At 67.1% G+C, this 22,263-nt stretch carries 22 protein-coding genes; 11 read left to right on the top strand and 11 right to left on the bottom strand.

What is annotated here, in order from left to right; genetic code table 11:
* The first annotated feature begins 56 nt into the window (after positions 1 to 56).
* From ACWMMN_RS12095 to ACWMMN_RS12075, 5 genes are all read left to right on the top strand, one after another.
* A complete protein-coding gene (locus ACWMMN_RS12095; RefSeq protein ID WP_034190778.1) occupies positions 57 to 674 on the top strand; it encodes a DUF4126 domain-containing protein in 618 nt (205 codons plus the stop codon).
* Positions 671 to 3,286: an ABC transporter permease gene (locus tag ACWMMN_RS12090; RefSeq protein ID WP_486422691.1), complete on the top strand. Its 2,616-nt coding sequence runs from the start codon at positions 671 to 673 to the stop codon at positions 3,284 to 3,286. The genes ACWMMN_RS12095 and ACWMMN_RS12090 overlap by 4 nt, the downstream gene beginning before the upstream one ends.
* Positions 3,287 to 3,329: 43 nt before the next feature.
* Positions 3,330 to 3,740, top strand: coding sequence for a group II truncated hemoglobin (locus ACWMMN_RS12085; RefSeq protein ID WP_174993815.1), 411 nt, complete (start codon positions 3,330 to 3,332; stop codon positions 3,738 to 3,740).
* A gap of 105 nt (positions 3,741 to 3,845) precedes the next feature.
* Positions 3,846 to 4,577 (top strand): alanyl-tRNA editing protein, encoded by a 732-nt coding sequence (locus tag ACWMMN_RS12080; protein ID WP_174993816.1) that lies wholly within the window; start codon positions 3,846 to 3,848, stop codon positions 4,575 to 4,577.
* Positions 4,574 to 5,191 carry a DUF924 family protein gene (locus ACWMMN_RS12075; protein ID WP_486422690.1) on the top strand — a complete coding sequence of 206 codons (618 nt, stop codon included), beginning with the start codon at positions 4,574 to 4,576 and terminating at the stop codon, positions 5,189 to 5,191. The genes ACWMMN_RS12080 and ACWMMN_RS12075 overlap by 4 nt, the downstream gene beginning before the upstream one ends.
* A 158-nt stretch (positions 5,192 to 5,349) precedes the next feature.
* Here the strand turns inward: ACWMMN_RS12075 and ACWMMN_RS12070 are convergent, their stop codons facing one another.
* From ACWMMN_RS12070 to ACWMMN_RS12020, 11 genes are all read right to left on the bottom strand, one after another.
* Complete coding sequence (locus tag ACWMMN_RS12070; protein ID WP_342702638.1) at positions 5,350 to 7,242, bottom strand: ArnT family glycosyltransferase; 1,893 nt, start codon at positions 7,240 to 7,242, stop codon at positions 5,350 to 5,352.
* A 228-nt stretch (positions 7,243 to 7,470) separates the two neighbouring features.
* The gene (locus ACWMMN_RS12065; protein ID WP_059233584.1) at positions 7,471 to 8,232 is read right to left on the bottom strand and encodes an SDR family oxidoreductase; all 762 of its coding nucleotides are present in this window, start codon (positions 8,230 to 8,232) and stop codon (positions 7,471 to 7,473) included.
* Between the two features lie 22 nt (positions 8,233 to 8,254).
* On the bottom strand, positions 8,255 to 8,836 hold the full coding sequence (locus ACWMMN_RS12060; protein WP_059233585.1) for an LOG family protein: 582 nt from the start codon (positions 8,834 to 8,836) through the stop codon (positions 8,255 to 8,257).
* Complete coding sequence (locus ACWMMN_RS12055) at positions 8,833 to 9,591, bottom strand: TetR/AcrR family transcriptional regulator (RefSeq protein ID WP_059233586.1); 759 nt, start codon at positions 9,589 to 9,591, stop codon at positions 8,833 to 8,835. The genes ACWMMN_RS12060 and ACWMMN_RS12055 overlap by 4 nt, the downstream gene beginning before the upstream one ends.
* Positions 9,592 to 9,800: 209 nt before the next feature.
* Positions 9,801 to 10,337, bottom strand: a complete 537-nt coding sequence (locus tag ACWMMN_RS12050) for a diacylglycerol kinase (RefSeq protein ID WP_059233587.1) — start codon at positions 10,335 to 10,337, stop codon at positions 9,801 to 9,803.
* Positions 10,334 to 11,368: a glycosyltransferase family 4 protein gene (locus ACWMMN_RS12045; protein WP_059233588.1), complete on the bottom strand. Its 1,035-nt coding sequence runs from the start codon at positions 11,366 to 11,368 to the stop codon at positions 10,334 to 10,336. Before ACWMMN_RS12045 ends, ACWMMN_RS12050 begins: the two co-directional genes overlap by 4 nt.
* A gap of 30 nt (positions 11,369 to 11,398) precedes the next feature.
* Positions 11,399 to 12,337, bottom strand: coding sequence for a UDP-2,3-diacylglucosamine diphosphatase (locus tag ACWMMN_RS12040; protein WP_059233589.1), 939 nt, complete (start codon positions 12,335 to 12,337; stop codon positions 11,399 to 11,401).
* Between the two features lie 225 nt (positions 12,338 to 12,562).
* Entirely contained in the window at positions 12,563 to 13,069 is a 507-nt protein-coding gene (locus tag ACWMMN_RS12035; RefSeq protein ID WP_340624322.1) for an RDD family protein, read from the bottom strand.
* Positions 13,070 to 13,075: 6 nt separating this feature from the next.
* Entirely contained in the window at positions 13,076 to 13,837 is a 762-nt protein-coding gene (locus tag ACWMMN_RS12030) for a DUF3106 domain-containing protein (protein ID WP_340624321.1), read from the bottom strand.
* A 26-nt stretch (positions 13,838 to 13,863) separates the two neighbouring features.
* The gene (locus ACWMMN_RS12025; RefSeq protein WP_340624320.1) at positions 13,864 to 14,289 is read right to left on the bottom strand and encodes a DUF3619 family protein; all 426 of its coding nucleotides are present in this window, start codon (positions 14,287 to 14,289) and stop codon (positions 13,864 to 13,866) included.
* Positions 14,286 to 14,849, bottom strand: a complete 564-nt coding sequence (locus ACWMMN_RS12020) for an RNA polymerase sigma factor (protein WP_048249338.1) — start codon at positions 14,847 to 14,849, stop codon at positions 14,286 to 14,288. Before ACWMMN_RS12020 ends, ACWMMN_RS12025 begins: the two co-directional genes overlap by 4 nt.
* A 355-nt stretch (positions 14,850 to 15,204) precedes the next feature.
* Between ACWMMN_RS12020 and ACWMMN_RS12015 the strand changes: the two genes are divergently transcribed.
* The 6 genes from ACWMMN_RS12015 (at position 15,205) to ACWMMN_RS11990 (ending at position 22,203) form a co-directional block, all read left to right on the top strand.
* Positions 15,205 to 16,968 (top strand): acetolactate synthase 3 catalytic subunit, encoded by a 1,764-nt coding sequence (locus ACWMMN_RS12015; protein ID WP_059233593.1) that lies wholly within the window; start codon positions 15,205 to 15,207, stop codon positions 16,966 to 16,968.
* Between the two features lie 113 nt (positions 16,969 to 17,081).
* A complete protein-coding gene (gene ilvN / locus ACWMMN_RS12010) occupies positions 17,082 to 17,573 on the top strand; it encodes an acetolactate synthase small subunit (RefSeq protein WP_006398781.1) in 492 nt (163 codons plus the stop codon).
* Between the two features lie 94 nt (positions 17,574 to 17,667).
* Positions 17,668 to 18,684: a ketol-acid reductoisomerase gene (gene ilvC, locus ACWMMN_RS12005; RefSeq protein WP_014896490.1), complete on the top strand. Its 1,017-nt coding sequence runs from the start codon at positions 17,668 to 17,670 to the stop codon at positions 18,682 to 18,684.
* Between the two features lie 127 nt (positions 18,685 to 18,811).
* Complete coding sequence (locus ACWMMN_RS12000; protein WP_031401923.1) at positions 18,812 to 19,456, top strand: phosphatidylserine decarboxylase; 645 nt, start codon at positions 18,812 to 18,814, stop codon at positions 19,454 to 19,456.
* A 15-nt stretch (positions 19,457 to 19,471) separates the two neighbouring features.
* Positions 19,472 to 20,344, top strand: a complete 873-nt coding sequence (gene pssA / locus ACWMMN_RS11995; RefSeq protein WP_059233594.1) for a CDP-diacylglycerol--serine O-phosphatidyltransferase — start codon at positions 19,472 to 19,474, stop codon at positions 20,342 to 20,344.
* Positions 20,345 to 20,658: 314 nt separating this feature from the next.
* Positions 20,659 to 22,203, top strand: a complete 1,545-nt coding sequence (locus ACWMMN_RS11990) for a 2-isopropylmalate synthase (protein ID WP_059233595.1) — start codon at positions 20,659 to 20,661, stop codon at positions 22,201 to 22,203.
* The last annotated feature ends 60 nt before the right edge of the window (positions 22,204 to 22,263 follow it).

Genomic DNA, 22,263 nt, shown 5'->3' with positions numbered 1-22,263 from the left:
TGTCCGACCCGATCCGGTCAATCGGCAAAACGCACGGAAAGTGCAAGGAGAGGGCGATGATCGAAGCCATTTCGCTCGGCGCGGGGCTCGCGTGGGCGAGCGGGCTGCGCCTGTACCTGACGGTGCTGATCGCCGGCGTGCTCGCGCGGGTCGGCTGGCTCCATCTGCCCGATACGCTGGCCGTCCTGATGTCGCCGTGGGTCATCGGCGCGGCGGCCGTGCTCACCCTCACCGAATTCCTGGCCGACAAGATCCCCGCGTTCGACTCGCTGTGGGATGCCGTGCATACCTTCATCCGCATTCCGGCCGGCGCCGTACTGGCAGCCGGTGCACTCGGCCATGCCGATCCGACCGTGCTCGCGGTCGCGGGGCTCGCCGGCGGCTCGCTGGCCGGCGCCGCGCACGTCGCGAAGGCCGGTACGCGCGCCTTGATCAACCTGTCTCCCGAACCGATTTCGAACTGGGTCGCGTCGTCGACCGAGGACGGCCTCGTGGTCGGCGGGCTTGTCCTCGCATTCTTCGTTCCGCTCGCGTTCCTCGTACTGCTCGCCGCGTTCATCGCCGCGTCGGCGTGGGCGCTGCCGCGCCTGTGGCGCGGCGTGTCGGGTGGTTTTCGCGGGATGGCGAACCACATGGTGTCGCGGCTCAATTCGATCGGAGGGAAGCGCGATTGAAGGGGCCGCAACACGCGGCGCAGCCGCCGGCCGGACAATCCGGCCATGACGGGCGCGCGCAGGCCGGCCGCTTCGGCCTGCGCGACCTGATCCGCCAGGCTGTCCGGATGACCGCGCGCGACTGGCGCGCGGGCGAGTTGACGCTGCTCGTCCTCGCGCTGGTGCTCGCGGTCGCGGCGCTCACGAGCGTCGGTTTTCTCGCCGACCGGCTGCGTCAGGGGCTCGAACGCGATGCGCGCCAGATGCTCGGCGCCGATTTCGTCGTGCGCGCCGATCGCCCCGTCGATCCATCGTTCGGCCGGCAGGCCCAGGCGCTCGGCCTGCGTACCGCGACGACCGCCATTTTCCCCAGCATGATCGCGGCCGCCGCGGGCGGGCAGGCAGCCGATGCCGCACCGTCGCGTCTTGCGGCCGTGAAGGCCGTGTCGCCCGGCTATCCGCTGCGCGGTGCGGTGGATATCGTGCCGGCTGGCGCCACCGTCGCGCAGAAGGCCGCGGCAATTCCCGCGCCCGGCACCGTGTGGGCCGACCCCGCGCTGCTCGATGCGCTACACCTGAAGGCGGGCGATACGGTGCGCGTCGGGTTACGCACGTTCACGGTCGCCGCGTCGATTTCCCGCGAGCTCGATCGCGGCTTTTCGTTCGTCAATTTTTCGCCGCGGCTGATGATGCGCGCGGACGACCTCGCTGCGACGGGGCTCACCGGTTATGGCAGCCGCGTCACCTACCGGCTGCTGGTCGCCGGCGACGCACCGGCCGTCGCGCGTTTCGAAGCGTTTGCGCATGCACGCGTCGACGGCGGGAAACTGCGCGGCGTCGGGCTGGAGTCGTTGCAGGAAGGCCAGCCGCAGGTGCGGCAGACGCTGGATCGCGCACGCCATTTCCTGACGCTCGTCGCGCTGCTGACCGCGCTGCTCGCGGCGGTCGCGATCGCGATGGCCGCGCAACGCTACATGCGGCGCCATCTCGACGGCTGCGCGACGATGCGCTGCCTCGGCGTGAGCCGCCGCACGCTCGGCGCGCTGTTTGCACTCGAATTCGCCGGGATCGGCATCGTATCGGGCGCGGCGGGCGCGGTGCTCGGCTACGGCGGCCACTGGGCGTTGCTGGCCGCACTCGGCAGCCTGATCGACGTCGCGCTGCCGCCGCCCACGCTGTGGCCGGCGCTGATCGGCATGGGCGCCGCGCTCGTGCTGCTGCTCGGCTTCGCGCTGCCGCCGCTCGTGCCGCTCACGCGCGTGCCGCCGGTGCGTGTGCTGCGACGCGAGTGGGGCGATGCGTCGCGCACCGCGTGGGCTGCGTATGCGATCGGCGTCGTGCTGTTCGCGGGGCTGCTGATCGTCGCGGCCGGCAACCTGAAGCTTGGCCTGATCGTCGCGGGCGGCTTCGCCGGCGCGCTGGTCGGCTTTGCGCTGATCGCGCGGCTCGTACTGTTCGCGGCCGCCCGTGCGGTACGCAACGCGCGCGTGGCCGCCGGCGTCGGCTGGCGCTACGCGCTCGCGTCGCTGCACCGGCGCGGCACGGCCAGCGCGCTGCAGATCACCGCGCTGGCGCTCGGCCTGATGTGCCTGCTGCTGATCGCGATCACGCGCAACGATCTCGTCGCGGGCTGGCGGCAGTCGACGCCGCCCGACGCGCCGAATCAGTTCCTGATCGACATCCAGCCCGACCAGCGCGACGACGTTGCCACCTATCTGGCCGCGCACGGCGTGCGCGACGCGGTGCCCGCGCCGATGGTGCGCGGCCGCCTCGTCGCGATCAACGGCAAGCCGGTGAATCCGGATGCGTATCCGTCCGAGGAGGCGCGCCGGCTCGTCGACCGCGAGTTCAACCTGTCGTATACGACCGAATTGCCGTCCGACAACCGGATCGTCGAAGGCGACTGGTTCGGCACCGCGGCCACGCCGCAGATCTCGATCGAGGCCGGCCTCGCGAAGACGCTGAACGTGAAGCCGGGCGACACGTTGCGCTTCGACGTGACGGGGCTGACGGTCGATGCGCCGGTCACGAGCGTGCGCAAGCTCGACTGGGGCTCGTTCCGCGTCAATTTCTTCGTGCTGATGCCGCCGCCGGTGCTGAAGGATTTCCCGGCCGTCTACCTGACGAGCTTCCATTTGCCCGCATCGAATGCCGCGCTGCTCGATCCACTGATCGCGCGCTATCCGAACCTGACCGCGATCGACGTCGCGCCGATCCTCGCGCAATTGCAGCGGATGATGTTGCAGGTGGTCGGCGCGGTGCAGTTCCTGTTCGCGTTCACGCTCGCGGCCGGCGTGCTCGTGCTGTACACGGCGCTCGCCGGCTCGCGCGACGAGCGCGTACGCGAGGCCGCGCTGCTGCGCGCGCTCGGCGCGTCGCGCGCGCAGGTCAATGCGGTGCAGCGCGCGGAATTCGTCGTGGTCGGCGCGCTGGCCGGCGTGCTCGCATCGGCGGGCGCGATCGCGGTCGGCTGGGTGCTTGCGTCGCGCGTATTCGACTTCCAGCTTGCCGTCGATCCGTGGCTCGTGCCGGCCGGCATCGCGGCCGGCGTTGCCTGCGCCGGTGCGGCCGGCTGGCTGAGCCTGCATAATGTGTTGCGGCGCCCCGCGCTGCAGTCGCTGCGCGACGCATGAGCGTCGCCGGCGGCCCCGACGATCCTGTTTTCCGACTATCCGTATGACCGATGTGAATGACGATGCGCCGTCCCAGCCGACGGCGTTCGAGCTCGTGGGCGGCGAAGCCCGCGTGCGCGAAATGGTGGACCGCTTCTACGACCTGATGGACCTCGAGCCCGAGTTTGCGGAGATTCGCGCGCTGCATCCGCAGTCGCTCGACGGCTCGCGCGACAAGCTGTTCTGGTTCTTGTGCGGCTGGCTTGGCGGCCCCGACCACTACATCAGCCGGTTCGGCCATCCGCGGCTGCGCGCGCGGCACCTGCCGTTCCCGATCGCGTCGGTCGAGCGCGACCAGTGGCTGCGCTGCATGGCGTGGGCGATGGAGGATGTCGGGTTGCCCGAGCCGCTGCGCGAGCGGCTGATGCATTCGTTCTACGACACGGCCGACTGGATGCGCAACCGGCCCGGTTGATCGACCGGTACGCCGCTGCCCGTACGCGGGACGATCTGCGTCTGGGCGCGCGTGCAGCCCGGCGCGACACTGGCCGTTTTCCCCAATCGATACGAGGCTCGCCCGATGACGACACAAGCGCTGTTTCGCGAAGACGCGTACCTCACGCAATGCGACGCGGTCGTCCAGGCCGTCGGCGAAGACGGCATCCGGCTCGACCGCACGGTGTTCTATCCGCTCGGCGGCGGCCAGGCCGGCGACACCGGCACGCTGACGCTGCCCGACGGCAGCACGATCGCGATCGCCGATACGCGCAAGGCGAAGTTCGACGGCGCGACGCCCGACGACGCCGTGCACGTGCCGGCGCCGGGGCAGGAAGCGAGCGTCGCGACGCTCGCGCCCGGCACGCGGGTGGTCGCGGAGATCGACTGGCTGCGCCGCTACCGGCACATGCGCCTGCACACGGCCGCGCACCTGATGTGCGCGGTGCTGCCGTACGCGGTCGACGGCTGCAGCGTGACGGCCGACTACGTGCGGCTGGATTTCGCGACGTCCGATTCGATCGACCGCGACGACGTCGAGCGGCGTCTCGCCGGCCTGGTCGGCGGCGCGCATCCGGTCACGACCGAATGGATTACCGACGACGAGATGGCCGAGCGGCCCGAACTCGTGCGCACGATGAGCGTGAAGCCGCCGATGGGCCTCGGCCGCGTGCGGCTGTTGCGCATCGAAAGCGTCGACCTGCAGCCGTGCGGCGGCACGCATGTGCGCAACACGTCCGAAATCGGCGGGCTGCGGGTCGCGAAACTGGAAAAGAAGAGTGCGCGTACACGGCGCCTCGTACTGGAGTTTGCATGACGATCGATACCGGGAAAACGGGCGCGGCAGCGCTCGATCCGCAAGCACGGGAGATTCTGGATTTCTGGTTCGGCGAGCCGGGTTCGGCCGAATTCGGGCAGGAACGCAAGGTGTGGTTCAACGGCGGCGCGGCGTTCGACGACGTGCTGCGCACGCGCTACGGCGCGCTGCTCGACGCTGCGTGCGACGGCGCGTGCGATCACTGGGCCGGGTCGCCGTCGGGTGCGCTGGCGTTGATCGTCGTGCTCGACCAGTTCTCGCGTAACATCCATCGCGGCACGCCGCGCGCGTTTGCCGCCGATCCGAAGGCGCTGGCGCTCGCACGCCGCGTCGTCGCGGCCGGCTGGGATGCGCAGTTGCCGGGCGGGCATCACCGCGCGTTCGCGTATCTGCCGTTCGAGCACGATGAATCGATCGAGAGCCAAAGTGAAGCCGTGCGCCTGTGCGCAGGCATTCGCGACGAGGCCGGGTGCGAGAGCTATCACCGCTTCGCGCTGCTGCACGCGGCCGTCGTCGAGCGCTTTGGCCGATTTCCGCACCGGAACGCGATTCTCGGTCGTGCATCGACCGACGAGGAAACCGCGTTTCTGCGCGAGCCCGGTTCGTCGTTCTGACGATTCGGGCAGTGGTGTAAAGAGGGGAGCGAACCCGCGGATTGACGCGGGTGCCTCAAGGACGGGTATCGCGCAAGGGTTGCGCACCGGTCGGACGGGAGCGGGCTACCGCGGCGAAAGTCGAAGGCAAGCAGGACGGCGCATCGCGCCGTCCTGCGTCACTGCAGGTGCTGTTCGGGCGTACGCACGTACACGCGCAGCAGTTCCTCGTTGTCGCCGGGGCGGGCGCCCGTCCAGAACAGTTTCCATTCGCTGCCGGGCGCCGGATCGACGGCCCGCACACCCTGGACGATCATCCACGTGCAGCGCGTCGACTTTGCGTCGTCGATCGGCGTGTGCTGGATGCCGGAGAAGTAGTACAGCATCGGCGCTTCCGATTCGCCGAGCCCGTGCAGGCTCGCCATGCAATCGCCGTCGTTCCATTCGAGTGCGAGATGCGCGTTCAGGTCGTCGAACACCGAACGATAGCTCTTCGCGACGTCGAGCCACGGCAGCAGCAGCGTATAGACGAGGCCCCATGCGACGAGCGCGCCGGCGCCCCACGACAGCGCGCCGCGCCACATGCCCGTGGTGCGCAGCTTCGGCAGCAGCGTCAGCCAGCCGACGGTCAGCGCAAGCGCGCCGATCACGAGCGCGGGCTGGATCGGCATCGTCCAGTCGAGCGGCAGCCAGCGGCCGAGCCACGCGAGATCCGCACGCGACGCGGCCGGATCGGCCATGACGGCCCAAATCGCCCACGCGAGCGCGACGGTCGTGCCGAACAGCACGCGGCTGAAGTAATCCCACGCGAGATGCAGCCGGCGCGGCAGGCGTTCGATCGCCTGCGCGGCGACCAGCGCGAGCGGCGCGAAGAACGGCAGGATGTAGAGCTGGCGCGACGTCGCGGACACTTGCAGCACCACGAGCCCGATGCTGGTGAACAGTACGGGCAGCGCGATGCGCGGCGTGCGCCAGTCGCGCCATGCGCCGCGGGCCAGCGCGACGATCGCGAGCGGTGCGACCGGGAAGCCGACGAGCAGGAACGCGCGCAGGATGAAGAACGGCTTGTCGTTTTCCGCGCCCAGTTCGGGAACGGAGAACCCGAAGAAGCGGCCGACGTTGTTATCCCAGAACCACGTCATGAACAGCGGTTCGGAGCGCAGGAACAGCGCGGTCGGCCAGATCAGCGCGAACGGCGCGAACACGAGCGCGGCGATGCCGAGGCTGCGTGCGAACGAGCGCGTGCGGCAGGCCGGGTAGAGCAGCAGGGTGCAGACGAGCGTGGCCGCGAACACGAGCGGGACGAACAACCCCTTTGTCATCAGCGCGATGCCGACGCCCGCGCCGAAGATCGGCGCGGCCCAGCGGGCCGACGGGCGTACCGGCAGCCCGTGCCGCATCTGCTGCGCGCGCGCGACCTGCTGCGTCACGAGTTCGAGCAGCCCGCAGAACCCCATCGCCGTGCCCGCGAACAACGCGACGTCCGTCATCATGTCGTGCACGTGCTTGATGACGACGAGCGTGCCTGCGCTCAGCACGACCGGCCCGATCACGCGCAGGTCGAACCAGGAGTCCGCGCGGCTGGCCACGCGCGCCGCGCGCGCGATGCAGCCGAATGCGAGCGCGGCGAACAGCGCGCTCGCGAGCCGCGCCGCGTCGTGCAGCGGCATCACGCGCTGCAGCAGCCAGGCGAGGCTGGTCGCGACCCACGCATAAAGCGGCGGCTTTTCCATGAACGGCAGGCCGGCATTGGTCGGCACGACGAAGTCGCCGGTCTCGAGCATGTGCTGGATGATGCCGAACGTGTAGGTTTCGTCCTGTTTCCACGGATCGTGGCCGAGCACGCCCGGCAGCGTATACGCACACACCAGCGCAGCGACGAACAGCCAGGCCCGCCAGCCGAGCAGGAGCGAGCGGTCGCGCGCGGTGCTGGCGGAGGTGGTCGAGGCCACGACGGGCGTGCCGGCGGCGTCGAGCGTCGCGGTGACGTCGGTGTCGGCGGTCGAGCGGGTGTGCGCGGCCGAGGCGGGCACGGGCGTGCGTCGCCGGCTGGGCGCTGCGGTTCCAGGCATGGAAAAGATCTCGGGTCGAGTCGAGGTGGTCCGGCGACATGGGTCGGACCATTAAGGGCCGCATCAAGGCGGCAAAGAACAGACGTTTATGACGCCTGTCTGACTGGTCGCTAGTAGAGCACGGAACTATTACGGATGTTTACTGAAACCGTCACGAAATTGTGGAGATTTGTGGTGCCGTGACGACAGATTGTTTTCCGCGGCGAATTTGTTGCGCCGTGCGTCAGGTTAGCGGCCGCCGCCGACGTCGAGCAGGGCGCCCGTCGTGTAGGACGCCGCGTCGCCGAGCAGCCAGACGATCGCCTCGGCGATCTCCTGCGCGTCGCCGGCGCGGCCGAGCGGCGTTTGCGCGCCGAGGCGGGCCGCGCGGCCCGGCTGGCCGCCGCTCGCGTGAATTTCGGTCTCGATCAGTCCGGGGCGCACCGCGTTGACGCGCACGCCGTGCGGGCCGAGTTCCTTCGCAAGACCGATCGTCAACGAGTCGACCGCGCCTTTCGACCCCGCGTAGTCGACGTACTCGTTCGGCGAACCGAGCCGGGACGCGATCGACGACACGTTGACGATCGCGCCGCCGTGGCCGCCGCGGTCGGTGGACAGCCGGCGTGCGGCTTCGCGTGCGCACAGATACGCGCCGAGCACGTTGGTGTCGAACATCCGGCGCAGCCGGTCGACCGGCATCTCGGCGAGCGGCAGCGACGGCGCGACGATACCCGCATTGTTGACGAGCGCGTCGAGACGGCCGAACTCGGCGGCAACGGTATCGAACATCGCGACGACGTCCGCCTCGTTCGCGACATCGCCCGCGACGATGCACGCGCGGCCGCCCGCGTCGCGGACGGCTTGCGCGGTCAGTTCGGCCGCTGCCGCGTCGCGCGCATAGTTGATGCCGACGTCCCAGCCGCGTTCGGCCGCGAGCACGGCGGTCGCGCGGCCGATGCCGCGACTTGCGCCGGTGATGAGGACTGCCTTGCGATCGGACGGTGCGGTCATGGTGCGCGGGTTCGGGTGACGGTTACTTCGCTGCGTCGGGCGCCCACTTGTCGTGGGCGGGCGGCTGGTAGCTGCGCAGCCGCTCGATCAGTTCGACGGGATCGGATTCGACGCACAGTGCGTCGAAATAGGCCGGACGCATGAAGCCCTCGTCGACCGTATGACGCAAGAGCGAGATCAACGGATCGTAGAACGAATCGATGTTGTAGACCGCGACGGGCTTGCGGTGATAGCCGAGCTGCGCCCACGTGTAGACCTCGAAGAGCTCTTCGAGCGTGCCGGCGCCGCCGGGCATCGCGACGAACGCGTCGGAGAGGTCGGCCATCATTTTCTTGCGGTGGTGCATGTCGGGCACGACGTGCAGTTCCGACAGCCCCGTATGGCCGACTTCCTTGTCGACGAGCAGTTCGGGGATCACGCCGACCGCACGGCCGCCGGCCGCCATCACTTCGTCGGCGATCACGCCCATCAGGCCGACGCGGCCGCCGCCGTAGACGAGCGTGAGGCCCGCATCGACGAGCGCGCGGCCGAAGGCGCGCGCGGCGTCGGCATAGACGGGCCGCACGCCGGGCGACGAGCCGCAGTAAACACAGACTGCCTTCATTGCTTGGAATCCTTGGCGGGGGGCTGCCCGGTGGTGACCGGGCTGCCGGCCGGGCGCGGCGAGCCGTCGCGCGGCGGCAGGTAGTCGGTGAACTGGCGCTTGGGCAGCTTGCCGGAGACCAGGTCGTCGAACAGCTGGCGCGAACGGCCGCGCAGGTACGGCGCCATCACGGAGATCACGTGCATGCTGACCTGGTGCAGTTCCTCGCGGATCGCGTCCTGGTCGTTGTATTTGCGCGGATGCATCACGTACTGATACGACAGCCAGTAGGTCGAGATGACGGCCATGTTGGTCGCGATGACTTCGATCTCGGTGGGCGTCGCGACCATTTCCGCGTCGGACACGAGCAGCTCGCACATGTCGTGCGCGAAGCGCACCTTGTGGCTGATGATCTGCTTGAAGTGCGTCTCGAGCGTGCGGTTACGGGCGAGCAGGTCGTTGAGGTCGCGATACAGGAACCGGTAGGTCCACATGAAATCGGCCATGTACTGCAGGTACGACCAGGTTTCGTCGATCGTCGGACGATGATCTTCGGGAAAGCGCAGCCGCCGTTCGATCTGCTGCTCGAACTGCGCGAAGATGCTGTTGATGATGTCGTCCTTGTTGCGGAAATGGTAGTACAGGTTGCCTGGACTGATTTCCATTTCCTCGGCGATCGTCGTGGTCGTGACGTTCGGCTCGCCGATCTCGTTGAAGAGTTTCAACGACAACTCGAGAATCCGTTCGCGGGTGCGGCGGGGAGGTTTCGCTTCCATGTCGTCCGGCCCTGTGTGTGCCGGACTGGCGGGCGCTGCAATCGATGCTGCGTGATTCGTCCGGCGCGGGTTGCTGTTCTATGTCTAGCGGACGATTATAAACCGGGGTTTCGCCACATCGGGCGCATTTCGTGATCGCGGCCCCGCGCGGCGCATGGTGCAGCGCCGCACGCGGGCGGGGCGAAAGGCGTTTGCCGGGCGGTCGTCGGCTAGAAGCCGAGCCAGCGTGCGACGACCGGGCCGAGCACGAAGCCCCACGTCGTCACGCACGCGAACAGCGCGACCGTCACGGCCGCGCTGCCGAGGTCCTTCGCGCGCTTGGAGAGTTCGTGGCGCTCGAGCGAGATGCGGTCGATCGCGGCTTCGACGCTCGAGTTCAGCAGCTCGACGATCAGCACGAGCAGCACCGAGCCGATCAGCAGCGCGCGCGACGCGGCCGGCACCGGCGCGAATGCGCCGATCGGGAGCATCAGCGCGGCCAGCGTGAGCTCCTGGCGAAATGCGCTTTCCTCGCGGATCGCGACGCGAAAGCCGTTCAGCGAATGCTTGAGGGCGAACCACGCGCGCGTGATGCCGCGATGGCGCTTGTACGGGTTCGGCGGCAGCGGCGACAGTTGATCGTCGGGGCCGAGCGGCTCGTGCGCGTGCACGTCCGCTTCGGCGTGCGGCTCTTCCTCGTCGAACGGGCGGTGCCGTTGCGGCGTGGCGTCGGGGGGCGGGGTCTTGTCGTTCAGGTCTCGTTTCAAACGGCGGCACCTTCGGCTGGCGAGTACGCGGTCTTCGGCAGCGGCTTCAGATGCGACGCGAACTGCTCGGATGCCGCGCGCCACGAGAAGCGTTCGGCCCACGCGCGCGCAGTCGTGCGTTCGATCTTCAGCGCCTCGAGGCAGGCTTCCTGCAGGTCCTCGTGCATCGCGCCGGCATCGCCCCCGCCGAGCACGTCGATCGGGCCCGTGACGGGATACGCGGCCACCGGCGTGCCGCAGGCGAGCGCCTCGAGCAGCACGAGGCCGAACGTGTCGGTGCGACTCGGAAACACGAACACGTCGGCCGCAGCATACACCTTCGCAAGCTCGGCCTGTGACAGCACGCCGAGATAGTTCGCCTCCGGATAGCGCGACTTCAGTTCCGCGAGCGCGGGGCCTTCGCCCGCGACCCACTTCGAGCCCGGCAGGTCGAGGCGCAGGAACGCCTCGACGTTCTTCTCGATCGCGACGCGGCCCACGTACAGGAAGATCGGCCGCGCCGTGTTGAGCACCTTCGATTCCATCGGCCGGAACACGTCGAGGTCGACGCCGCGGGTCCACAGCACGACGTTCGTGAAGCCGAATTTCTCGAGGTCCTGCTTGACGACCGGCGTCGGCGCCATCACGGCGAGCGACGGGCCGTGGAACCAGTGCAGGAAGCGGTAGGTCGCGGCGAGCGGGATGCCGAAGCGCGCCTGCACGTATTCCGGAAAGCGCGTGTGGTACGCGGTCGTGTACGGCAGCTTGCGGGCGCGCGCATAGCGTCGCGCGGCGAGGCCGAGCGGGCCTTCGGTCGCGATGTGCAGCGCGTCGGGTGCGAACGCATCGATCCGCGCGCGCAGCTTGCGGTACGGCAGGATCGACAGGCGGATCTCGGGGTAGGTTGGGCAGGGCACCGTGCGGAATTCCAGCGGCGTCAGCATTTCGACGCGGTGGCCGAGCGCCGTGAGTTCGCGCGACGTGCTCTTCAGCGTGCGCACGACGCCGTTGACCTGCGGTTCCCACGCGTCGGTGACGATCATGATCTTCATCGCGGCATGTGTCCTGTAAGTAGGGTTGTGTCAGGCAGTGGCCTTGGCCTTGCGCGACGTGGTCTCCGACGGCGCGGTGCGCATCACCGTCCAGTAGACGATCTTCAGTTCGCCTTCCATCGTTTCGACGAGCGCGGACAGGCTTTCGACCCAGTCGCCGTCGTTGCAATACAGCACGCCGTCGATGTCGCGGATCTCGGCCTTGTGGATGTGGCCGCACACGACACCGTCGCAGCCGCGGCGGCGCGCCTCGTCGGTCATCACGGTCTCGAACTGCGAGATGAAGTTGACCGCGTTCTTGACCTGGTGCTTCAGGTACTGCGACAGCGACCAGTACTGGAAGCCGAGCCGGCTGCGGATCCGGTTGAACCAGCGGTTCAGCACGAGGATCAGCGTGTAGAGCGTGTCGCCGAGATACGCGAGCCATTTCGCGTGCTGGATCACGCCGTCGAACAGGTCGCCGTGCACGATCCACAAACGTTTGCCCGCAAGCGTCGTGTGGAACGCCTCGCCGCGCACCTGGATGTCGCCGAACGCGAGGTCGCAGAACTGCCGCGCGCCTTCGTCGTGGTTGCCGGGGATGTAGACGACCTGCGTGCCCTTGCGCGCCTTGCGCAGGATCTTCTGCACGACGTCGTTGTGCGCCTGCGGCCAGTACCAGCCCTTCTTCAGCTGCCAGCCGTCGATGATGTCGCCGACGAGGTACAGGTATTCCGAATCGTTGTGGCGCAGGAAGTCGAGCAGGTACGGCGCCTGGCAACCGCTCGAGCCGAGGTGGATGTCGGACAGCCAGATGGTGCGGTAGCGATGGGCGGGCGCGTCGGGGTCCTCGTGCTGCGTGGAATGCGCGGCAGGCGGTTCTTGCGACGCCAGGCTGTCGCTTGCAGCCGAGCCGGACAGGAAGGCAGTGGCGGCGCGGGCGCCGATGGGGTGACGGAACAGTGAGGTCGCGGACGTTTTCTGGCCCATGCATGACTCGCGCCGGTTGACATTACCGGCATTCCGCCATGCGGGCGTGACTGTGCCGTGACAGTCACGAGACGTTCTTATTACGACCGTTGTAGGGTGTTTAGCAGTGAATGAAACGGCGTTGCGTAACCTGCCGCACGGAACGGTTGATGGTTGTCCGGCAAGGCCGCCGGGCCGGGTGACGGAGGGCGGGAAGAGCGGTTTTCGTCTGGCGAATGCGGTGCGTCAGCGCGGTATCGCGACGACGCGCGTGCGCGCGATCCGGTCGTGCGGGAACTGGCGGCCGGCATGGAGCCGGGCGGCGCCGGCCCAGACGACGATCCACGCGGCCGTGAGCGCGAGCGTGACGGGCACCGACAGGCCGAGGAGCGGGTGCAGCGCGAGCGGCGGCAGGAACCACAGCCAGCCGAGCGCATAGCGGACGAGCGCGTGGCCGGCGCTCAGCGGCCGGCCGCTCGACGATTCGAGGCGCAGCCGCCAGGTCTTCATCGGCAGCGTCTGGCCGCCATGCGTCCAGAACCACACGAAGTACGCGCCGACGACGAGCGCGATCCACGCGGCAAGCAGGTTGTGATGGACGAGGCCGTTGCGTTGCTGGGTCGCGAGGCTGAATGCGAGCCCGGCGAAGAACACGACGCCGAACAGCAGCACGCCTTCGTAGAGCAGCGCAGCGAGGCGCCGCCGCACGGACGGCGCGGCGGTCGGGGTCCCGGATACGTGGGCGTCTGCCACGGCCGCTCAGGAGCCCTTGAACAGCGAAGGCGCGTCGGCGGGCGATACCGGCGCCACGGCGGCCGGCGCGGACGCCGCGCCAGAGGTCGACGACGCGGGCACCGGCTGCGCGGCGGCGCCGGCCGAGGCGGGCGCCGGTGCGGTGGTCGCGCCGCTTGCCGGGTGTTCGTGCGAATTGACGAGGCGGCGGACGTCACGGTCGGCGACGGTCGGCGGTGCGCTGACGACGCTCGGCTTGCGACGGCGCTCGGCGGCCGCGAGACGTTCCTTCTGCTCCTCGGGGAGTTGCTGGTAGGCCTTCCACGCGCGCTCGCGTGCCTGCGCGGACAGCTCCTTCGCGCTCTGGTAGTTCTCGCGCGCGACGCGGCGCTGCTCGGGCGTCATCTTGGCCCATTCGGCCATCCGGTCCTGCAGGCGCTTTTGGTCATCGGTCGACAACTTCGCGAAACGCGATGCGATTTTCAGCCATTTGCGCTTGCGGGCGTCGCTGAAGCCGTCCCACTGGTCGGCGAACGGCGCGAGTGCCGCGCGCTGCGCCGGCGTGAGGCGCGCCCACGACAGCGGGCCGTTGGCGGCCGGCAGCGGCAGGGGCAGCGCAGGGAGTTCGGTGGTCAGCCCGGTCGCGGCCGAAGCGGGCGCGGCAGGGCTGTTGGCCGCGACGGTGGTCGTCGCGGGGGCCGGGTGGAATCGGGGATAGGTGGCGACGTAGGAAACGGCGATTGCGATCACGCATCCGAAAAATACGGCCAGGCCGCGCTTCTGACTCACCCGTGCGATCCCCTCGTTCTTGTCTGTTAGTGGGCGCGCGAAAGATACGCGTTGAACCCGTGGTCGAGATACGCGTTGAGCGGCAGGTCGTCGCTGAGCATCGCCGCGTCGATGTCGGCGAGTTCGGCGGTGCGCTGCATGTCTTCCCAGTAGGCGATGCCGACGAGCCCCGCGAGCAGCAGCGCGAGCGGCCACGCGCGCAGCAGGCGGCGCGCGAACGACCCTTGCGGGCGGTTCAAGGGCGCCGTGCCGTACGCACCGGCCGCGCCGGCGAAGGCCGGCACGAACACCGGCGCGGTCGCGGCTTCGGGCTTCTTGCGCGCGAGCGCAGCCCGGCGGGCGGCGGCCAGACGGTCGGTGGTCGCGGCCGGCAGGGCGGTCGCGCGCTCGTCGAGCGCGCGGCGCACCTTCAGCGCGAATTCGTGTTCTCGGTTTTCGGGAGCGGAGCTCATAGCGTGATTCCTTTGGCCTTGAGCGCGTGCGCCAGCGTGTGAGTGGCGCGAGAGCAGTGCGTTTTCACACTGCCTTCGGAGCACCCCATTGCGGCGGCAGTCTCGGCGACATCCATATCTTCCCAATAACGCATCAGGAACGCTTCCCGTTGACGCGCTGGAAGTTTCTGGATTTCTTCGTCGATCAGGGCCAGAACCTGCTCTCTTTCGAGGCGGTGCTCGCTGCTCTCGACGCCCGCGTTGTCGTCCGCGGATTCGAGCGTTTCGAGCGGGTCGAAGTCGTCGTCGTCGGTATTGTTCAGCGACGAGAAGAGCGTCACCCACGTATTGCGGACTTTCTGCCGGCGGAACCAGTCGTGGATCGCGTTCTGCAGGATCCGCTGAAAAAGCAGCGGCAATTCGGCCGCCGGCCGGTCGCCGTACTTCTCTGCGAGCTTGATCATCGCGTCCTGCACGATGTCGAGCGACGCATCGTCGTCACGCACGGCGTACGCAGCCTGCTTGAACGCGCGCCTTTCGACGCCCGCCAGAAAGTCGGCGAGTTCCTTGTCTGATGCCATTCCGTGAAGGTATGCGCTGCGGGCCGCTGCGTGGTGTAAAAGGTCGAAAAATTTCGTAAAACCCGCGGATGCTATCAAATTTTCGTGCCGCTTGGCACCGGGTTGGGGGCGGCACGTTGCGCGCGAGCCGCGGCGGCGGGGCGCCGGGCGGCGCGCATGATGCGGTGCGGGATATTTTGCTTGACGACCCCATCGCGACCCGCTATCGTCAATGATTCGCAACATGAAGTGATGGTCTCATTTGAGGCTGGCCCAAGAAGCCCGCCCTTCAAACTGGACGCGCCGCTTGAACCCGAGCCACAAGCCCGGCAGAGAGCACCCGATCAATTTTTTGCCGAAAATTCGAAAGGTCAAAATGAACATGCCCAGCGCGGAATTCTCCACGTCGGAACCCCTTTCCCCTCCCGATAGCGACTCCATCGGCGGTACCGTGCTCATGAAGGCACTGGCCGACGAAAACGTCGAATTCATCTGGGGCTACCCCGGCGGCTCGGTTCTCTACATCTACGACGAGCTGTACAAGCAAGACAAGATTCAGCACGTGCTGGTGCGCCATGAACAGGCGGCCGTGCACGCAGCCGATGCGTATGCGCGCTCCACCGGCAATGTCGGCGTCTGCCTCGTGACGTCGGGCCCCGGTGTCACCAACGCGGTGACCGGCATCGCAACGGCCTACATGGATTCGATCCCGATGGTCGTGATCAGCGGCCAGGTGCCGACTGCCGCGATCGGCCAGGACGCTTTCCAGGAATGCGACACCGTCGGCATCACGCGTCCGTGCGTGAAGCACAACTTCCTCGTGAAGGACGTGCGCGACCTCGCGGAAACCGTCAAGAAGGCGTTCTACATCGCCCGTACCGGCCGTCCGGGCCCGGTGCTGATCGACATCCCGAAGGACATCTCGAAGACGCCGTGCCAGTACGAGCCCGTCAAGAGCGTGTCGCTGCGTTCGTACAACCCCGTCACGAAGGGCCATTCGGGCCAGATCCGCAAGGCCGTGTCGCTGCTGCTGACGGCGAAGCGTCCTTACATCTACACGGGTGGCGGCATCATCCTCGCCGACGCGTCGCGTGAACTGAACCAGTTCGCGGACCTGCTCGGCTACCCGGTCACGAACACGCTGATGGGCCTCGGCGGCTATCGCGCGTCGGACAAGAAATTCCTCGGCATGCTCGGCATGCACGGCACCTACGAAGCGAACATGGCGATGCAGCACTGCGACGTGCTGATCGCGATCGGTGCCCGCTTCGACGACCGCGTGATCGGCGACCCGGCGCACTTCGCGTCGCGTCCGCGCAAGATCATCCACATCGACATCGACCCGTCGTCGATCTCGAAGCGTGTGAAGGTTGACATCCCGATCGTCGGCGACGTGAAGGAAGTGCTGAAGGAGCTGATCGAACAGCTGCAGACGGCCGAGCATGGCCCCGACACCGAGGCGCTCGCGCAATGGTGGAAGGACATCGAGGGCTGGCGCTCGAAGGACTGCCTGAAGTTCGATCGCGAAAGCGAGATCATCAAGCCGCAGTACGTGGTGGAGAAGGCGTGGGAGCTGACGGACGGCAATGCGTTCGTGTGCTCGGACGTCGGCCAGCACCAGATGTGGGCTGCGCAGTTCTACCGTTTCAACAAGCCGCGTCGCTGGATCAACTCCGGCGGCCTCGGCACGATGGGCTTCGGCCTGCCGGCAGCGATGGGCGTCAAGATGGCGCACCCGGACGACGACGTGCTGTGCATCACGGGCGAAGGCTCGATCCAGATGTGCATCCAGGAACTGTCGACCTGCCTGCAGTACGACACGCCCGTGAAGATCATTTCGCTGAACAACCGCTACCTCGGCATGGTTCGCCAGTGGCAGCAGATCGAATACAGCAAGCGCTATTCGCATTCGTACATGGATGCGCTGCCGGATTTCGTGAAGCTCGCCGAAGCGTACGGCCATGTCGGGATGCGAATCGAAAAGACTTCGGATGTGGAGCCGGCGCTGAAGGAAGCGCTGCGCCTGAAGGATCGCACCGTGTTTCTCGACTTCCAGACCGATCCGACCGAAAACGTCTGGCCGATGGTACAGGCCGGCAAGGGCATCACCGAGATGCTGCTCGGATCGGAAGATCTGTAACGGCGCGACGCGCGCTTGGGCCCGGATGCGGCCGCCTTCACGAAGGGCGGTGCGGCACGCGGCGGCGCGCGGCGCGAGTGAATCGACACGGACACATTCTGGAAGAAGCGAACATGAGACACATCATTTCCGTCCTGCTGGAGAACGAACCGGGCGCGCTGTCGCGCGTGGTCGGCCTGTTTTCCGCACGCGGCTACAACATCGAAACCTTGACGGTGGCGCCGACCGAAGACCAATCGCTGTCGCGGCTCACCATCGTTTCCATTGGCTCCGACGACGTGATCGAACAGATCACGAAGCATCTGAACCGCCTTATCGAGGTGGTGAAAGTGGTGGACCTGACCGACGGTGCACACATCGAACGCGAGCTGATGCTGATCAAGGTACGTGCAGTGGGCAAGGAGCGTGAAGAAATGAAGCGGATGTCGGATATTTTCCGCGGCCGCATCATCGACGTGACCGAAAAGACCTACACGATCGAATTGACGGGCGCGAGCGACAAGCTCGACGCATTCATCCAGGGGCTGGACGCGGGCGCGATCCTGGAGACCGTGCGCACCGGCAGCTCCGGCATCGGACGCGGCGAGCGCATCCTGAAGGTGTGATGCCCAAAGGCACGCCGGGTGCGCCGTCATGTCCCGGCCCGCAGTACTCCATCCGAACGAATTGTTGAATTTTTGAATTAGCGAAGGAACCATCATGAACGTTTTCTACGACAAAGACGCTGACCTCTCCCTCATCAAGGGCAAGCAAGTCACGATCATCGGCTACGGCTCGCAAGGCCATGCACACGCGCTGAACCTGAAGGACAGCGGCGTGAACGTGACGGTCGGCCTGCGCAAGGGCGGCGCGTCGTGGAGCAAGGCCGAGAACGCCGGCCTGTCGGTCAAGGAAGTCGCGGAAGCGGTGAAGGGCGCAGACGTCGTCATGATGCTGCTGCCGGACGAGCAGATCGCCGACGTGTACGCGAAGGAAGTTCACGAGAACATCAAGCAGGGCGCAGCGCTGGCGTTCGCGCACGGCTTCAACGTCCACTACGGCGCGGTGATCCCGCGCGCCGACCTCGACGTGATCATGATCGCGCCGAAGGCACCGGGCCACACCGTGCGCGGCACGTACTCGCAAGGTGGCGGCGTGCCGCACCTGATCGCGGTTGCGCAGAACAAGTCGGGCGCGGCACGCGACATCGCGCTGTCGTACGCGGCAGCGAACGGCGGCGGCCGTGCCGGCATCATCGAGACGAACTTCCGTGAAGAAACCGAAACCGACCTGTTCGGCGAGCAGGCCGTGCTGTGCGGCGGTACCGTCGAGCTGATCAAGGCTGGCTTCGAAACGCTGGTCGAAGCAGGCTACGCGCCGGAAATGGCGTACTTCGAGTGCCTGCACGAACTGAAGCTGATCGTCGACCTGATCTACGAAGGCGGCATCGCGAACATGAACTACTCGATCTCGAACAACGCCGAGTACGGCGAGTACGTGACGGGCCCGCGCGTCGTCACGGAAGAGACGAAGAAGGCGATGAAGCAGTGCCTGACCGACATCCAGACGGGCGAGTACGCCAAGAGCTTCATTCTCGAGAACAAGGCAGGCGCACCGACGCTGCAGTCGCGCCGTCGCCTGACGGCCGAGCACCAGATCGAACAGGTCGGTGCGAAGCTGCGTGCGATGATGCCGTGGATCGCGAAGAACAAGCTCGTCGACCAGACGAAGAACTAAGCACCGCGTGCTGTTCCGGCCCTTCGAGAGGAGGGTCGGTATCAAAAAGCCGTCCGAAGGCAGCAGTGCCCCGGGCGGCTTTTGCTATCCTACGGGCTTTGCAATTCACCGAACACAGAACGAATCCATGAACTATCCTCATCCGATCATCGCGCGCGAAGGCTGGCCGTTCATCGCGATTGCTGCCGTCATCGCGCTGTTGATCCACGCCGTCGGGGGCTTCGGCTTCGCGTGGCCGTTCTGGCTGCTGCTCGTCTTCGTCGTCCAGTTCTTCCGCGATCCGCAGCGCCCGATCCCCGCGCAGCCGAATGCGGTGCTGTGCCCGGCAGACGGCCGCATCGTCGCGGTCGAGACCGCACAAGACCCGTACGCGAACCGTGAAGCGCTGAAGATCAGCGTGTTCATGAATGTATTCAATGTCCATTCGCAGCGTTCCCCGGTCGATGGCGCGATCACCAAGGTCGAGTACTTCCCGGGCGCATTCCTGAACGCGGCGATCGACAAGGCGTCGACCGAGAACGAGCGCAATGCGGTCGTGATCCAGACGGCAAGCGGCAAGACCGTCACCGCCGTGCAGATCGCAGGCCTCGTGGCCCGCCGGATTCTCTGCTACGTCCGTGCCGGCGAGCCGCTGTCGCGCGGCCAGCGCTACGGTTTCATCCGCTTCGGTTCGCGCGTCGACGTGTACCTGCCGCTCGGCAGCCGCGCGAAGGTGTCGATCGGCGAGAAGGTCTACGCGTCGTCGACGATCCTCGCCGAGCTCGAGCAGTAAGCGGCGGGGCGCACGATGGCCGCATTCAAACCGCGTCGGCCGCGTAACGGCTCCGGCCAGACGCCACGTCCGTTTCGCCGCAACAAGGTGATGGCGCCCGATCCGGCGCCGCTCGAGAGCCGCCGCGCCGCGCGCCAGCGGTTCCTGAAGACGCGCGGCATCTACCTGTTGCCGAACGCGTTCACGACCGCCGCGCTGTTCTGCGGCTTCTTCGCGGTCGTGCAGGCGATGAACGTCCGTTTCGAAATTGCCGCGATCGCGATTTTCGTCGCGATGGTGCTCGACGGGATGGACGGGCGCGTCGCACGCATGACGCATACGCAGAGCGCGTTCGGCGAGCAGTTCGACAGCCTGTCGGACATGGTCTCGTTCGGCGTCGCGCCCGCGCTCGTGATGTACGAGTGGGTGCTGAAGGATCTCGGCCGCTGGGGCTGGCTCGCCGCGTTCGTCTACTGCTCGGGCGCCGCGCTGCGTCTCGCGCGCTTCAACACGAACATCGGCGTGGTCGACAAGCGCTTCTTCCAGGGGCTGCCGAGTCCGGCCGCCGCCGCGCTGATCGCGGGCTTCGTGTGGCTCGCGACCGACAACCGCGTGCCGATGAAGCTCGGCTGGCTGCCGTGGGTCGCGTTCGTGCTGACGATCTACGCGGGCGTGACGATGGTGTCGAACGCGCCGTTCTACAGCGGCAAGGCGCTCGACGTGCGGCACCGCGTGCCGTTCGCGGCGATCCTGCTGGTCGTCGTCGCGTTCGTGCTCGTGTCGTCCGATCCGCCGCTGATGCTGTTCTGCCTGTTCGTGCTGTACGGGCTGTCGGGCTACGTGTTCTGGGCCTACATGGCGATCCGCGGGCGCGCGAATCCGGCGCGCTCGTCGCAACGCGATCACTGACGCGCGATCTGCGCGGAAACGGCGGCCTCGGGGCCGCCGTTTTCATTTGCCCCTTATTCGGCCCGAGCGCCGGAATTCCCGGGTGCCGTCCGATTGCGCACCCAACGGAATGCCGCTATAGTCTTCGGCATGACTGCATTGTCCCGCCTCTCCCTCCTTCTAGCCGGTGCGCCGCTACGCGCGCTAGCTTTGGCGCGCCTGCCGCGCTGACCGTTCTCGCCCCCCGTCTCAAGCCTCGTCTGTTGTTGAGCGTCGCCAGCGGTGGCGCGATCTCATTACGTTTGACTTCCGTATAAAGAGCCCTGGAGCCCCCCATGACAGACAAGCTGATCATTTTCGATACGACGTTGCGTGACGGCGAACAATCGCCCGGCGCGTCGATGACGAAGGAAGAGAAAATCCGCATCGCGAAGCATCTCGAGCGGATGAAGGTCGACGTGATCGAAGCCGGCTTCGCGGCCAGCTCGAACGGCGATTTCGACGCGATCCACACGATCGCCGGTCTCGTGAAGGACAGCACGATCTGTTCGCTGGCGCGGGCCAACGACAAGGACATCCAGCGCGCGGCCGACGCGCTGAAGCCGGCCAACAGCTTCCGGATCCACACGTTCATCGCGACGTCGCCGCTGCACATGGAAAAGAAGCTGCGGATGACGCCCGACCAGGTGTTCGAGCAGGCGCGCCTCGCAGTGCGTTTCGCGCGCAAGTTCACGGACAACGTCGAGTTCTCGCCGGAAGACGGCAGCCGCTCCGATCTCGACTTCCTGTGCCGCGTGCTGGAAGCCGTGATCGCCGAAGGTGCGACCACGATCAACATTGCCGACACCGTCGGCTACGGCGTGCCGGAGCTCTACGGCAACCTCGTGAAGACGCTGCGCGAGCGCATTCCGAACTCGGACAAGGCGATTTTCTCGGTGCACTGCCATAACGACCTCGGGATGGCCGTCGCGAACTCGCTCGCCGGCGTGAAGATCGGCGGCGCGCGTCAGATCGAATGCACGATCAACGGTCTCGGCGAGCGCGCGGGCAACACGTCGCTGGAAGAAATCGTGATGGCCGTGAAGACGCGCAAGGACTACTTCGGCCTCGACGTCGGCATCGACACGACGCAGATCGTGCCGACGTCGAAGCTCGTGTCGCAGATCACCGGTTTCGTCGTGCAGCCGAACAAGGCGGTGGTCGGCGCGAATGCGTTCGCGCATGCGTCGGGTATCCACCAGGACGGCGTGCTGAAGGCGCGCGACACTTACGAGATCATGCGTGCGGAAGACGTGGGCTGGACCGCGAACAAGATCGTGCTCGGCAAGCTGTCGGGCCGCAACGCGTTCAAGCAGCGCCTGCAGGAGCTCGGCGTGTCGCTCGACAGCGAAACCGAACTGAACGCCGCGTTCATGCGTTTCAAGGATCTGGCCGACCGCAAGGCGGAGATCTTCGACGAGGACATCATCGCGATCGTGTCCGAGGAATCGGCGCTCGCGCACGAGCAGGAACACTTCAAGTTCGTGTCGCTGTCGCAGCGTTCGGAAACGGGCGAGCAGCCGCAGGCGAAGATCGTGTTCGCGGTCGAAGGCAAGGAAGTGACCGGCGAGGCGCGCGGCAACGGCCCGGTCGACGCGACCTTCAACGCGATCGAGGGCGAAGTCGGCAGCGGTTCCGAACTGCTGCTGTATTCGGTGAACGCGATCACGACCGGCACGCAGGCACAGGGCGAAGTGACCGTCCGGCTGTCGAAGAGCGGGCGGATCGTCAATGGCGTCGGCACCGATCCGGACATCGTTGCCGCATCGGCGAAGGCGTACATCTCCGCGCTCAACAAGCTGCATTCGAAGGACGACAAACTCAACCCGCAGCGCTCGTAAGCGCCGCGCGCTGCGCATGACCGGAACGCCCCGTGCGGCCCTGCGCCGCCGGGGCGTTTT

It is taken from the genome of Burkholderia cepacia complex sp. TUM26381 (assembly GCF_057439935.1).
The sequence above is the reverse complement of the archived record's forward strand: the minus strand, read 5'-3'. Positions and strand labels throughout refer to the sequence as shown.